14 protein-coding genes and 2 tRNA genes are annotated in these 12,077 nt (G+C 66.3%); 6 read left to right on the top strand and 10 right to left on the bottom strand.

Translation table 11 applies throughout. The features are described from left to right. Positions 1–44 precede the first annotated feature (44 nt). Genes erpA through AC06FA_RS00175 form a run of 3 tightly spaced genes read right to left on the bottom strand, consistent with a single transcriptional unit; the run spans position 45 to position 1,684 of the window. Positions 45–437 carry an iron-sulfur cluster insertion protein ErpA gene (gene erpA / locus AC06FA_RS00185; protein WP_108747525.1) on the bottom strand — a complete coding sequence of 131 codons (393 nt, stop codon included), beginning with the start codon at positions 435–437 and terminating at the stop codon, positions 45–47. Positions 438–468: 31 nt separating this feature from the next. Continuing rightward, on the bottom strand, positions 469–936 hold the full coding sequence (locus tag AC06FA_RS00180) for a bactofilin family protein (protein ID WP_478066595.1): 468 nt from the start codon (positions 934–936) through the stop codon (positions 469–471). A 4-nt stretch (positions 937–940) separates the two neighbouring features. Continuing rightward, the gene (locus tag AC06FA_RS00175) at positions 941–1,684 is read right to left on the bottom strand and encodes a DUF6776 family protein (RefSeq protein WP_478066594.1); all 744 of its coding nucleotides are present in this window, start codon (positions 1,682–1,684) and stop codon (positions 941–943) included. A gap of 178 nt (positions 1,685–1,862) precedes the next feature. Between AC06FA_RS00175 and AC06FA_RS00170 the strand changes: the two genes are divergently transcribed. From AC06FA_RS00170 to AC06FA_RS00160, 3 genes are read left to right on the top strand one after another with little or no spacing between them, the layout of a single operon-like run. Further along, the gene (locus AC06FA_RS00170; protein WP_478066593.1) at positions 1,863–2,480 is read left to right on the top strand and encodes a DUF4126 domain-containing protein; all 618 of its coding nucleotides are present in this window, start codon (positions 1,863–1,865) and stop codon (positions 2,478–2,480) included. 44 nt (positions 2,481–2,524) lie between these two features. After that, complete coding sequence (locus tag AC06FA_RS00165; RefSeq protein WP_478066592.1) at positions 2,525–4,423, top strand: EAL domain-containing protein; 1,899 nt, start codon at positions 2,525–2,527, stop codon at positions 4,421–4,423. Beyond that, a complete protein-coding gene (locus tag AC06FA_RS00160) occupies positions 4,424–6,637 on the top strand; it encodes a hybrid sensor histidine kinase/response regulator (protein WP_478066591.1) in 2,214 nt (737 codons plus the stop codon). 225 nt (positions 6,638–6,862) lie between these two features. Here the strand turns inward: AC06FA_RS00160 and bfr are convergent, their stop codons facing one another. The 3 genes from bfr to AC06FA_RS00145 form a co-directional block, all read right to left on the bottom strand. Beyond that, the gene (gene bfr / locus AC06FA_RS00155) at positions 6,863–7,333 is read right to left on the bottom strand and encodes a bacterioferritin (protein ID WP_108754386.1); all 471 of its coding nucleotides are present in this window, start codon (positions 7,331–7,333) and stop codon (positions 6,863–6,865) included. Positions 7,334–7,475: 142 nt separating this feature from the next. Continuing rightward, the gene (locus AC06FA_RS00150) at positions 7,476–7,682 is read right to left on the bottom strand and encodes a (2Fe-2S)-binding protein (protein WP_057497541.1); all 207 of its coding nucleotides are present in this window, start codon (positions 7,680–7,682) and stop codon (positions 7,476–7,478) included. A 108-nt stretch (positions 7,683–7,790) separates the two neighbouring features. Then, positions 7,791–8,411, bottom strand: a complete 621-nt coding sequence (locus AC06FA_RS00145) for an RNA pyrophosphohydrolase (protein ID WP_108751086.1) — start codon at positions 8,409–8,411, stop codon at positions 7,791–7,793. A gap of 121 nt (positions 8,412–8,532) precedes the next feature. Here AC06FA_RS00145 and AC06FA_RS00140 point away from each other — a divergent pair. Both AC06FA_RS00140 and AC06FA_RS00135 read left to right on the top strand, forming a co-directional pair. Continuing rightward, positions 8,533–8,609, top strand: a tRNA-Met gene (locus tag AC06FA_RS00140). A gap of 52 nt (positions 8,610–8,661) precedes the next feature. Then, positions 8,662–8,736: transfer RNA gene (locus tag AC06FA_RS00135), tRNA-Gln, on the top strand. 262 nt (positions 8,737–8,998) lie between these two features. Here the strand turns inward: AC06FA_RS00135 and rpsI are convergent. Both rpsI and rplM read right to left on the bottom strand, forming a co-directional pair. Beyond that, positions 8,999–9,391 (bottom strand): 30S ribosomal protein S9, encoded by a 393-nt coding sequence (gene rpsI, locus AC06FA_RS00130; protein WP_005411311.1) that lies wholly within the window; start codon positions 9,389–9,391, stop codon positions 8,999–9,001. A gap of 2 nt (positions 9,392–9,393) precedes the next feature. Next, entirely contained in the window at positions 9,394–9,822 is a 429-nt protein-coding gene (gene rplM, locus AC06FA_RS00125; RefSeq protein ID WP_005414692.1) for a 50S ribosomal protein L13, read from the bottom strand. 196 nt (positions 9,823–10,018) lie between these two features. Between rplM and coq7 the strand changes: the two genes are divergently transcribed. After that, positions 10,019–10,663, top strand: coding sequence for a 2-polyprenyl-3-methyl-6-methoxy-1,4-benzoquinone monooxygenase (gene coq7, locus AC06FA_RS00120; protein WP_478066590.1), 645 nt, complete (start codon positions 10,019–10,021; stop codon positions 10,661–10,663). Positions 10,664–10,778: 115 nt separating this feature from the next. Here the strand turns inward: coq7 and AC06FA_RS00115 are convergent, their stop codons facing one another. Both AC06FA_RS00115 and speD read right to left on the bottom strand, forming a co-directional pair. After that, positions 10,779–11,099, bottom strand: coding sequence for a DMT family transporter (locus tag AC06FA_RS00115; protein ID WP_108751088.1), 321 nt, complete (start codon positions 11,097–11,099; stop codon positions 10,779–10,781). A gap of 167 nt (positions 11,100–11,266) precedes the next feature. Next, the gene (gene speD, locus AC06FA_RS00110) at positions 11,267–12,061 is read right to left on the bottom strand and encodes an adenosylmethionine decarboxylase (RefSeq protein WP_006473908.1); all 795 of its coding nucleotides are present in this window, start codon (positions 12,059–12,061) and stop codon (positions 11,267–11,269) included. Between the last annotated feature and the right edge of the window lie 16 nt (positions 12,062–12,077).

Here is a 12,077-nt window from a genome sequence, read left to right as displayed (position 1 = left end):
GCCGCAGGTGGCAAGGTCGGCGTTTGCCGATCCGCGCGCCGTTGTTACATGCTGAAGCTGCTGCCGCAGCCGCAGGTGGTCTTCGCGTTCGGGTTGCGGATCACGAACTGCGCACCGGTCAGGCTCTCGGTGTAATCCACCTCGGCGCCCATCAGGTACTGCAGGCTGAGCGGATCGACCAGCAGGGTGACCCCGCTGGTCTGTACCGCCAGATCATCCTCGGCACGGTTCTCGTCGAACTCGAAGCCGTACTGGAAGCCGGAACAGCCACCGCCTTCGATGTACACGCGCAGGGCCAGGTCGGGGTTGCCCTCGTCCTGGATCAGTTCCTTCACCTTGGCCGCAGCGGATTCGGTGAAGTTCAGCGGCCGCTCCAGCGACTGGTAGTCGGGAGCGGCGGCCGGCGTGGCGCCGGGCAGGGAAACTAGCGTGCTCATGGCCCCAGCATGGGGGCGCCGAGGGCCGGTTTCAAGCCATGGCCTCGGCCAGCTTGCGGCGGGCTGCGTCGCCGCCCTTGCCCTTGCCAGCGGTGTCTTCGCCCTCCGGCGCAGGCAGCGCGGCAACCGGGCTGCTGGCGTGGATCAGGCGGCCGTTCAGCTGCGCGCCGGCATTCATTTCCACCACCTGGTAGTGCACGTTGCCGTTCACCCGTGCGCTGGGGGTCAGTTCCACCTTCTCGGTGGCATGTACATCGCCATCCATGCGGCCACTGATCACCACCACCTGGGCGCGGATCTCCCCCTCGATCACGCCATGCTCGGCCACCGTCAGGGTGGCACCGCTGGCGCCTTCCTGGGCGATCACCTTGCCGTGGATGCGGCCTTCCACGTACAGGCCCCCACTGAATTCCACATCGCCACGGATCACCACCTGGTTGCCGATCAGGGCATCCACCACCAGCTGGCCATCACGGCTCGACTTGCTGTTTCCGAACATCTGCCTACTCCCCATTGCTGGCCGGTGCACCGGCCTGTTTCCAGTCAAATACCTGGGTCGTGCCCCCCGCACCCCCACCCAATGTCACCCGCACGCGTTGCGGGGTGAAGTCTGTCGGCAACATGACGCTGCCGCTGAGCTGCTGGAAGTACCGGAACGAGTAGTCCTGCCCCGGTACCTTGTTGCGCTGGTGCAGCTCGTCCCAGCTGATCGTGGCCAGCTTGCCGTTCTTCACACCTTCCACCGTGAAGCGCATCTGCCCCTGGCTGATCGCACCGCGGTTGAGGTTCTGGGTCAGCACGGCGGTGTAGTGCCAGGTGCCGGCCGATTCCGGGCTGAACTCGATGGAATGGGTGTTCAGCCCTTTGCGCTGGCTGGTGGACCCCACCAGGCGCTCATAGAACGCCACGTCGGCGCGCAGCCCGGCGATCTCTTCATCGCGCTCGGCCAGCGACGACTGCACCTCGGTGTTGGCGGCGCGGCTGATCCGGTCGGAGGCTTCCAGGGTGGCCTGCTTCTGGCGCAGCTCGGTCAACTGGGTCTGCAGGGTATCGGCGCGCTTCTCGGCGGCCTGCAGGCGCTGGCCCTGGGCATCGCGCGGTGCGCCCAGCCAGCAGCCGCCCAGTACGGCCAGCACCAGGCTCAGCAGCCAGATACCGGCCAGTATCAGCAGGCGACGGCGGTCGGTCGGCGGTTGTGGCGCGCCCGGCAGGCGCACCTGCACACGCATGGGTGGGCGGTTGTTCATGGGTAGTCTCCGTGGCATCGCATTGGCAACACCGTCACGGCCCCTGTGGCAAACGACGGGCTAGTGTAAGTCAGGAACGGCGGGATTCCCCGGGGGCGGCCGCCAACGGCCTGTGGTGTTCAGGCACGCCATCGCCGATAGTGTGGCACCCCGCACAGTTCCGCCGCCGGAGTCCGCCATGACCGAAGCCCACCTGTTCGTGATCGGCATCCTGCTGGCCTGGCTGGCCGGCATCCGCGTCTACCTCACGGTCTTCGGCGTTGGCCTGGCCGGCCTGCTCGGCTGGGTGGACCTGCCCCCTGCCCTGCAGGCCACCGAATCGTGGTGGGTACTGGGCACCTCGGCGGCGCTGGCGGTGGCCGAATTCTTTGCCGACAAGATTCCCGGCGTCGATTCGATCTGGGACCTGCTGCAGACCCTGGCCCGCGTTCCTGCGGGTGCCTTCCTGGCGGCGGCCACGCTGTCGCCCGATGGCGATCTGGGCACCGGCGCCCTGGTTGCTGGCGCGGGCGTGGCCCTGGCCAGCCATGGCCTGAAAGCCGGCACCCGTGCACTGTTGAACACCTCGCCGGAACCGGCCAGCAACTGGATCGCTTCGGCAGCAGAAGACACCGTGGTGATCGGCGGGCTGGCGCTTGCCCTGGCCCACCCGTGGATTGCGTTGATCGTGGTGCTGGCGTGCAGCCTGGCCGGGGCCCTGCTGGTCTGGCTGGTCTGGCGCACCCTGTGGAAGGGCGTGCGCTGGCTTGCCCGTGCTGGCGGCAGCGCTGGCAGCGGGCCCGCCCGCGCGGGATGACGGCTGGCCTTGCCGCATAATGGCCGCGAACATCAGGAGCCCCCATGGCCGCAAATGAATTTCCCGCGGGCGCCCGCCAAGGACGCGCTGAAACCCCACCTGCCGATCACTGGCAGCGCTGGGCCGCGCCCCACGCCGCACCGGCCGTGGCGGTGACCCCACCGGCGCCGCTGAGCGTGGTGCAGGCGGGTACTGAACCCAACGCTGGCAGCGAGCTGTCGGCGCCGCCGCCGCTGCCGTTCCCGCCGCCGCACGGCGAAGCCGGCAACAGCGACGCCGCACCGCCTCCGGCCGATTCACCGTACCGCGTGCTGATCGTTGAAGATGACCGCGCGCAGGCGCTGTTCGCGCAGAGCGTGCTGCACGGCGCGGGCATGCAGGCGGTGGTGCTGGGCGACCCGGACGCCGTACCGCAGGCGATCCGCGAACAACGCCCCGACCTGATCCTGATGGACCTGCACCTGCCCGGCGTGGACGGCATGCGCCTGACCGCGATGATCCGCCAGCAGCCCGGCATGCAGTTGCTGCCGATCGTGTTCCTCAGCGGCGATCCCGACCCGGAGCGCCAGTTCGAAGTGCTGGACTGCGGCGCCGATGATTACCTGAGCAAGCCGATCCGGCCGCGCCACCTGATTGCCGCGGTGGCCAACCGCATCCGCCGCGCCCGCGCGCAGGCCGCCACGCTGCCCGGCGCACACGGTGCACCGGCCACCAGCAACCCGGAAACCGGTCTGCCCACCCGTCATCACGTGCTGCAGCAGCTGAGTGCTGCACTGGCCCATCACGGCCATGGCGGCGTGTTCTTCATCGAGATTTCCAGCGCGCTGGGCCTGCGCGAACGCTACGGCTACGCCGCCTTTGAACGGCTTATGGTGCAGGCCGGCCAGCGCCTGGCCGAAGCCGGCCATCCACACCTGCTGGCACGCCTGAACGACAACAGCTTCCTGCTGCTGGCCCGCGATGCCCACGAAGACCATCTGGAAACGCTGGCCGCCAACCTGCGCGAGCAGCTGTCCGCGCGCGCCTTCGTGATCCGCGATGACGAATCGGTGCACCTGCGGGGCGTGGTCGGCTATGCACCGCTGTCGCCCGGCTTCGACGATGCCACCAGCGCGCTGGAGGCAGTCGAACGCACCACGCTGCAGGCGCGGCTGCTCAGTTCCGGCGTGGCCGGCCACGTGCACCGCCCCACGGTGAACGAGGAAGAGCATCTGGCCCTGCTGGAAGGCCAGCTGGAACTGGCCTACCAGCCGATCGTGGCGGTGGCCGGCGGTGGCAGTGCGCAGTACCAGCTGCTGCTGCGCCTGCGCCAGGAAGACGGCACCGTGCTGACCGCCGGCCAGGTGATTCCCGCCGCCGAAGCGGCCGGGCGCATCGCCGACCTCGACCAGCAGGTGCTGGAACATGCCATGGGCCTGCTGGATCTGTACCGCCATGCCACCCACCCGCTGAACCTGTTCGTCTCGCAGTCGCTGCGTACCCTGCAGCGCGATGCGTTCGCCGATTGGCTGCTGGAATCGCTGCAACAGCGCGAGCTGCCGGGCAGCGCGCTGGTGATCGACGTGCGCCTGCCCGACGCGCTGATCCACACCGTGCCGCTGCAGCAGTTCTGCCAGCGCATGGCCAGCGCCGGCGTGCGCTTCTGCCTGAGCCAGTTCGAGCCCGGCAGCGAAGCCGATGCTCTGCTGACCCAGCTGCCGCTGTCCTTCGTGCGCATGGCCGCGCGCTTTTCCAGCAGCCATTCCAACCCGGGCACGCGCGAGGAACTGCGTCGGGCGATCGAACAGGCGCATGCCGCTGGCCTGCAGATCATCGGCCAGCAGATCGAAGATCCGCAGGCCGCAGCGGCCATGTGGGTGGGCGGTGTCGATTACATCCAGGGCAACATGGTGCAGTCGGCCGGCAGCGACCTGAACTTCGACTTCCAGAACGCGGTGCTCTGAGTGCCGCTGACGGTCGCGCTGCTTGCGGCGCTGGGCCTGGCTGCGGTGAGCCTGGCGGTACTGGCCCTGCGCCTGCGCACGCGCGGCCGGCAGCTGGCCGCCAGCCAGCGCGAGCGCACCGTGCTGGCCAGCGAGCGCGACCAGCTGCGACGCACCACCGAACGCCAGGGGCAGCTGGAACACCAGCTGCTGCAGGCCAAGCAGGCCGCCGAAGCCGCGGTGCTGGCCAAGGGTGAATTCCTGGCCACCATGAGCCACGAGATCCGCACCCCGCTCAACGGCATCCTGCCGATGCTGGAACTGATCGCCCGCGGCCCGCTGGGCGAGGACCAGCGGCAGATGCTGGCCACTGCATCGGCCAGTTCGCAGCAGCTGCTGCGCATCGTCGATGACATCCTGGATTACTCGCGGCTGGAAGCGCAGGCACTGGAACTGGAAATCACCACGTTCAACCTGCGCGAACTGCTGGATGGCGTGGTGCAGCTGATGCAGCGTGCCGCCGAATCGAAGGGGCTTTCAGTAAGCCTGCAGCTGGACCCGGCGGTACGCCTGTCGGTGCGTGGCGATCCGGTACGGCTGCGCCAGGTCCTCAGCAACCTGCTGGCCAATGCCATCAAGTTCACCGCGCGCGGCCACGTGCAGCTGCGCGTGCAGCGGCTGGGCGAAGGCCCGGCCCAGCACCAGCTGCGGTTTGAAGTGGTCGACACCGGCATCGGCATCGACCAGGCACTGCAGGCGCGCCTGTTCCAGTCCTTCAGCCAGGCGGATGCATCGACCACGCGCCTGTATGGCGGCACCGGCCTGGGCCTGGCCATCTGCAAGCGCATCATCGACCTGATGCACGGGCAGATCGGCGTGCAGTCCACGCCCGGCCAGGGCGCCACGTTCTGGTTCGAGATTCCGCTGCTGAAAGTGCCCGGCGACCTGCCGGCCTCTGCCCGCGGCCCGGCCGCACTGCTGCTGTACAGCGCCGACCCGGTGCTGCAGGCGCGGGTGGAACGCATCGCCGTGCACCACGGCCTGCAGGCACAGGCACTGCCCGAGCTGGACGCGCTGGTGCAGCGTCTGCGCAGCGCGCCTCGGCCCGGCCAGCCCGCCCCGGCGTGGCTGCTGGTGGACGCGCGCCAGCGCCGCCAGGGCGAGGCCACGCTGCAACGCGCGTTGGCCGAGCGCGGCGACGATGATGCACTGCAGGTGCTGTGGCTGCAGGATGACGCCGCACCGGCGCGGCCGCGCCAGCTGCAGTTGCCGGCAGCCTTCACCGATGCCGCGCTGCATGCGCTGCTGGGCGCCCCGGCGGCGCCTGCGCGACCGGCTCCGCTGCTGTCTGCCGAGGGCGGCGCACCGATTGCCGCGCTGCCCCCGCTGGGACTGCGGGTGCTGCTGGTGGAAGACAATGCGGTGAACCGCATGGTGGCCGAACAACTGTTGAAGGTTTTCCAGTGCCAGGTGCGCAATGCCGCCGACGGCGAACAGGCACTGCACGCATTGCGCGACGGTGGCATCGACGTGGTACTGATGGATTGCCAGATGCCGGTGCTGGACGGCTACAGCGCCACGCGTCACTGGCGGCATGAGGAAGCACAGACCGGACAGCCCCGCCTGCCGATCATCGCCATGACCGCCAACGCCATGGCCGGCGATCGCGAGCGCTGCCTGCAGGCAGGCATGGACGACTACCTGTCCAAGCCGATCAACCGCGAAACACTGCATGCCCTGCTGCAGCGCTGGGGCAGCGCACCCGCGCCGGTAGCGTCGAGCGTGCTCGGCTGCCCGCCCCCCGTAGAGTCGAGCTTGCTCGACTGCGATAGGCATGGCGATAGTCGAGCAAGCTCGACTCTACCAGCGCCCGACAAAGACACTCAGCCGCAGCCGGTGCTCGACCGCAGCGTGCTGGACGAACTGCAGTCGGTGATCGGCGCCGCCGCCACGCAGATCGTGGCCGTGTTCCTGGAAGATGCGCCGCTACTGGTGCAGCAGCTGCAGCAGGCCGCACAGGGCGAGGACATCGAGCGCCTGCAAGCGCTGTCGCACAGCCTCAAATCGTCCAGCGCGAATGTAGGTGCGCTGTCACTGTCGGCCGTGGCCACCCGCATCGAACGCGAAGCCCGAAGCGGTACGCTGCAGCGCCCCGCCGTGGCGGTGGCGCTGCTGGTGGCCGAATTCGCCCGTGCGCGCGTGGCGCTGACCGGCTACCTGGGCCAGCACCGGTAACCGGTAGAGTCGAGCTTGCTCGACTGCCTTGGCCCCTCGGTAGAGTCGAGCTTGCTCGACTGCCTTGGCCCCTCGGTAGAGTCGAGCTTGCTCGACTGCCTTGGTCCCTCGGTAGAGTCGAGCTTGCTCGACTGCTTCAGGCAAAAACAGTCGAGCAAGCTCGACTCTACAAACCGCGGGTAGAGCAGTCGAGCATGGCTCGACTCTACAAAGGGCCGGTGGCAGTCACTCTTCCAGCTTGCTCAGCAGGTACTTGGGTTCGCCGATGCGCTCGATCAGGTCCAGCTGGGTTTCCAGCCAGTCGATGTGCTCTTCTTCCGAATCCAGGATCTTCACGAACAGCTGGCGGCTGACGTAGTCACCGACCGAATCGGCGTAGGCCACCGCGTCGCGCAGGGTCACCACGCCGTCGCGTTCCAGCGACAGGTCGCACTGCAGGATCTCGGTCGGGTTTTCGCCGATGCGCAGCTTGCCCAGCGCCTGGAAGTTGGGCAGGCCTTCCAGGAACAGAATGCGGTCGGCGAGCATGTCGGCATGCTTCATCTCGTCGATCGATTCCTTGTACTCATGCTCGGCCAGCTCCTTGATGCCCCAGTTCTTCAGCATCTTGGCGTGCAGGAAGTACTGGTTGATCGCGGTCAGCTCGTTGTAGAGGACCTTGTTGAGGAATTCGATGACCTTGGTGTCGCCCTTCATGGGGATGCTCCTGCACGCTGAAAACGCGGGCACTGTAGCGCCTTGCGCGCGGGCGTGAAGGAACGCGAATCGTGCGCATTGGCCAGTGCAGCCAGCGGTGAAGCAGGAGTGAGCGTGGCGTCAGTGCCGCGCGACAGGCGGATCAGGCCGCCTGCAGGCCCAGCACGGGCAGCGGCAGGTCGTGCGTGGCCAGCGCCTTGGCCAGCAGGTCGCCGGCCATGTCCAGGCAGGAACCGCAGGTGGCGCCGCAACCGGTACGCATGGTCAGCTCGCCCACCGACGTGACGCCCTGCGAGGCGGCTTCACGGATCTGGTGGTCGGTAACACCATTGCAGATGCAGACGTACACGGGCAGGAACCAGACTGACAGGCCGGAAGCGGCCTGGTGGCTATTCCAATGCAAACGAGAATGGTTGTCAATCAAGGACCTGAACCATTCTCGCTACCGTTCAGGCCACTAGGTGGCCGGACCGTCGCCCTGGGCCTTCTTCGGCCAGTACCCGCGGCTGCGCGGGCGCTTGCGTGGGCGGTCATGGCCGGCGGCCTGGCCGGGCATCCACGCCTCGGCCGCGCTCTTGGGCATGGACGTGACCCCCTGCCCGGCCACCCCGCGTGCCAACGGCGCCAGATGGCGCAGGGCACGGGCATAGACGCCACGCTTGAACATGACCACGTGCTCCACCGGGTACCAGAAATCGACCCAGCGCCAGTGGTCGAACTCCGGCGAGTCGGTATGGTCCAGCCGCACATGGGATTCGTCGCCGGTCAGGCGCAGCAGGAACCAGACCTGCTTCTGGCCGATGCACACCTGCCGCTCGTTGCGACGTATGGCCCGTGCCGGCAGTTTGTAGCGCAGCCAGCCCGGTGTCGCGCCCAGCACTTCCACGTGCTCGGGCAGCAGTCCGGTTTCTTCCTGCAGTTCACGATACATGGCCTCGACGGGGGTCTCGTCGGTGTTCATTCCGCCTTGCGGGAACTGCCAGCCATCCCGGCGCACACGTCGTGCCCAGAATACCTGCCCGTCCTGCCGCATCAGCACAATGCCGACGTTCGGTCGATAGCCGTCCGGATCGATCACGATGCGGACTCCTAAGAAAATCTACTGGCTGGGACTATCCCATGACGCCTGTCAGGCCACAAGCACGTTACAAAGGTGTTGACAGACCCCGTACACATGCGCAGAATAGCGGGCTCACCAAGGCTATGTAGCTCAGCCGGTTAGAGCACAGCACTCATAATGCTGGGGTCGGTGGTTCGAGTCCACCCATAGCCACCACATTGAAGTTGTTTTTCAATGTGAAAAATGTGAGAATAGTTGTTCGCGACATTGCCCCGTCGCCAAGCGGTAAGGCACCTGACTCTGACTCAGGCATTCGGTGGTTCGAATCCATCCGGGGCAGCCAAATTAGAAAAGAAAAGGCCTGATCGAAAGATCAGGCCTTTTCTTTTCTAATCTGGTCGCGCATTCCACCCAATCCCCGCGCCTGTCGGCGCACCCCTTGAACATCAAGGGGGCTCTCCCCCAGAGAGAGATCGGGGTCAGAGCCTTTTCCTGCGGAAAAGGATCCGACCCCCAATCCCCAGAACGACAAAAGCCCGGCCGAAGCCGGGCTTTTGCGTTTCCAACCAGCGGGCTCCCGAGGGAGCCCAACCAGGCGCAATGGATCAGCGCTTGGAGAACTGGGTGGCGCGACGGGCCTTGTGCAGACCGACCTTCTTACGCTCGACTTCACGGGCGTCACGGGTCATGAAGCCAGCCTTGCGCAGCTCGGACTTCAGGGTTTCGTCGTACTCGACCAGTGCACGGGCGATGCCCAGACGGATCGCACCGGCCTGGCCGGTGGTGCCGCCGCCAGCGGCGGTGACCAGGATGTCGAAGCTTTCGGTGTTCTTGGTCAGCTCGAGCGGCTGGCGCACGATCATGCGCGCAGTCTCACGACCGAAGAACTCGTCCAGCGGACGGCCATTGACGGTGATGTTGCCCGAACCCTTGCGCAGGAACACGCGAGCGGTGGAGGACTTGCGGCGGCCAGTGCCGTAGTTTTGAGTGATAGCCATGATTAGATATCCAGAACCTGCGGCTGCTGTGCGGCGTGCGGATGCTCAGTGCCGGCGTAGACCTTGAGCTTGCGGTACATCTGGCGACCCAGCGGGCCCTTCGGCAGCATGCCCTTCACGGCGATCTCGATCACGCGCTCCGGGTGGCGCTCCAGCGCCTGTGCCAGGGATTCGGTCTTCAGGTTGCCGATGTAGCCGGTGAAACGGTGATACATCTTGTCCTGCAGCTTCTTGCCGGTGACGGCAATCTTTTCTGCATTGATGACGACCAGGTAGTCGCCGGTATCAACGTGGGGGGTGTAGACCGGCTTGTGCTTGCCGCGCAGACGGCGGGCCAGCTCGGTGGCGAGACGGCCCAGGGTCTTGCCCTCGGCGTCGACGAGGTACCAGTCGCGCTGGACGGTCTCGTTCTTGGCAGTGAAAGTGCTCATGAAGAACTCTAGGTTAGGTCGGGCTCATTGCGGCGAAAGGCTCGCCGGAACTCTGCCACGCGTTGTGAAAAGGTGAAGCGTAAGAGGCGGGATTGTACGCATCCGGCCTGCCCGGTGCAAGCGCCCCCTGTCCTGGGTTGGCAGGGCCCGGGCGCCGGGCGAGAATCGCAGGTCTCCCCGCCCCACCCGTGCTGCCATGACCGCGCTCCGCCAGACCACCCCGCTGGACCACCTGCTGACCGAGGCGCAGCGCGCCCTGGACACGGTGTTCGGCAACCCGCCGGCCGCCCGCCCCTACCCGGCCGCGGACACCGACGAACCGGGCATGGACCGCGCGCAGCGGCGCCATGCGGCGGGCCTGATGCGCATCAACCACGTGGGCGAGGTCTGCGCGCAGGGCCTGTACTTCGGCCAGGCCGCCGTGGCCCGCGACCCAGCCACCCGCGAACACCTGCTGGAAGCGGCACAGGAAGAAACCGACCACCTGGCCTGGTGCGCCACCCGCCTGGGTGAGCTGGACAGCCGGCCGAGCCTGTTCAACCCGCTCTGGTACGCCGGCAGCTACACCATCGGCACCTTGGCCGGGTTGCGCGGTGACGGCTGGAACCTGGGCTTCGTGGTGGAAACCGAGCGCCAGGTGGAGGCCCATCTGGACGAGCACCTGGTGGACCTGCCCGCGGGCGACCTGCGCAGCCGCGCGGTCATCCAGGTGATGAAAGAGGACGAAGCCCGCCACGCCGAGCACGCCGAACACGCCGGCGCACGGCGCCTGCCGTTCCCGATTCCGGGCGCGATGGCACTGGCATCGAAGGTGATGAAGACCATCGCCTACCGGCTGTAAGGGCAACCGGGGTCGGATCCCTTTCCCATCGGGAAAGGGCTCTGACCCCATCGATGGGAACCCGCCGGGCATGGCCCGGCGCTACCGGACAGTAGAGTCGAGCTTGCTCGACTGCTTAATTGGGCGACACCAGCTTCAGCCCGATCACGCCCGCCACGATCAGGGCCACGCAGCCCAGCCGCGCCGGCGAGGCGCTGTCGTTGAACAGGAAAATGCCCAGCACCGCCACGCCCAGCGCGCCGATACCGGTCCAGATGGCGTAGGCCGTGCCGACCGGGATGCTCTTCATCGCCTGGCTCATCAGATACAGGCTGATCAGCGCCGAGACGACGGTGGCGGCAGTGGGCAGGGGCTTGCTGAAGCCTTCGGAGTACTTCATTCCGATCGCGAAGCCGATCTCGAACAGGCCGGCCAGCAGCAGATAGATCCAGGGCATGGGTGGGGTCCTTACCTTGTTGAACAAAAACGAAACGGCCCGGTGTTTTCACACCGGGCCGTGGGTCGGTACATCGCCGTGGAACCACTGAACTGCGAAGATCGCGGTTCCACGGGGCGGGTCGTCCCGCCTGGGTGAGCGATGCCATCGGGCACCGCGCACGGGTGTTACTCGGACAGATTGCGCCCGTGGAACAGCTCTTCGATCTCGCGCTTGAGCAGCGCTTCGATCTTCATGCGTTCCTTGAACGACAGGTTCTTGGCCTTTTCCTCGAACAGGTACTGGTCCAGGTCGAAGTCCTTCAGGTGCATCTTCGTGTGGAAGATGTTTTCCTGGTAGACGTTGACATCGAACATCTCGTAACGCGACTTGATGTTCTTGGCCAGGAAGTTCTGGATCGAGTTGATCTTGTGATCGATGTAGTGCTTCTTGCCCTTCACATCGCGGGTGAAGCCACGGACGCGGTAGTCCATGATCACGATGTCCGATTCCAGGCTTTCGATCAGGTAGTTCAACGCCTTCAGCGGCGAAATGACGCCACAGGTAGCCACGTCGATGTCGGCGCGGAAGGTGGCGATGCCTTCCTGCGGGTGCGTTTCCGGATAGGTGTGCACGGTGATGTGCGACTTGTCCATGTGCGCGACCACGGCATCGGAGATCAGCTCCTTGCCGGCCTGCTTCTTGTCGATCACCGGTTCTTCGGAGATCAGGATGGTCACCGAGGCACCCTGCGGATCGTAGTCCTGGCGGGCCACGTTCAGGATGTTCGCGCCGATGATCTCGGCGACATCGGTCAAGATTTGAGTCAGCCTGTCGGCGTTGTACTCTTCATCGATGTATTCAATGTAACGCTGACGCTCCTCTTCGGTGCGCGCGTAACACACGTCATAGATGTTGAAGCTCAGCGCCTTGGTGAGGTTGTTGAAACCCTGCAACCTCAGGCGAGGCAACGGCTTGACCACGGCGGTCGATTCCTGT

The organism is Stenotrophomonas sp. Steno-C17 (assembly GCF_056393165.1).
The sequence above is the reverse complement of the archived record's forward strand: the minus strand, read 5'-3'. Positions and strand labels throughout refer to the sequence as shown.

Bases quoted from the DNA above. Each gene is read 5' to 3' on its own strand.
- AC06FA_RS00170 (WP_478066593.1), top strand. From the start codon at position 1,863: ATGACCGAAGCCCACCTGTTCGTGATCGGCATCCTGCTGGCCTGGCTG.
- coq7 (WP_478066590.1), top strand. From the start codon at position 10,019: ATGACCGCGCTCCGCCAGACCACCCCGCTGGACCACCTGCTGACCGAG.
- AC06FA_RS00165 (WP_478066592.1), top strand. From the start codon at position 2,525: ATGGCCGCAAATGAATTTCCCGCGGGCGCCCGCCAAGGACGCGCTGAA.
- erpA (WP_108747525.1), bottom strand. From the start codon at position 437: ATGAGCACGCTAGTTTCCCTGCCCGGCGCCACGCCGGCCGCCGCTCCC.
- AC06FA_RS00115 (WP_108751088.1), bottom strand. From the start codon at position 11,099: ATGCCCTGGATCTATCTGCTGCTGGCCGGCCTGTTCGAGATCGGCTTC.
- AC06FA_RS00175 (WP_478066594.1), bottom strand. From the start codon at position 1,684: ATGAACAACCGCCCACCCATGCGTGTGCAGGTGCGCCTGCCGGGCGCG.
- rplM (WP_005414692.1), bottom strand. From the start codon at position 9,822: ATGAGCACTTTCACTGCCAAGAACGAGACCGTCCAGCGCGACTGGTAC.
- bfr (WP_108754386.1), bottom strand. From the start codon at position 7,333: ATGAAGGGCGACACCAAGGTCATCGAATTCCTCAACAAGGTCCTCTAC.
- rpsI (WP_005411311.1), bottom strand. From the start codon at position 9,391: ATGGCTATCACTCAAAACTACGGCACTGGCCGCCGCAAGTCCTCCACC.
- AC06FA_RS00180 (WP_478066595.1), bottom strand. From the start codon at position 936: ATGTTCGGAAACAGCAAGTCGAGCCGTGATGGCCAGCTGGTGGTGGAT.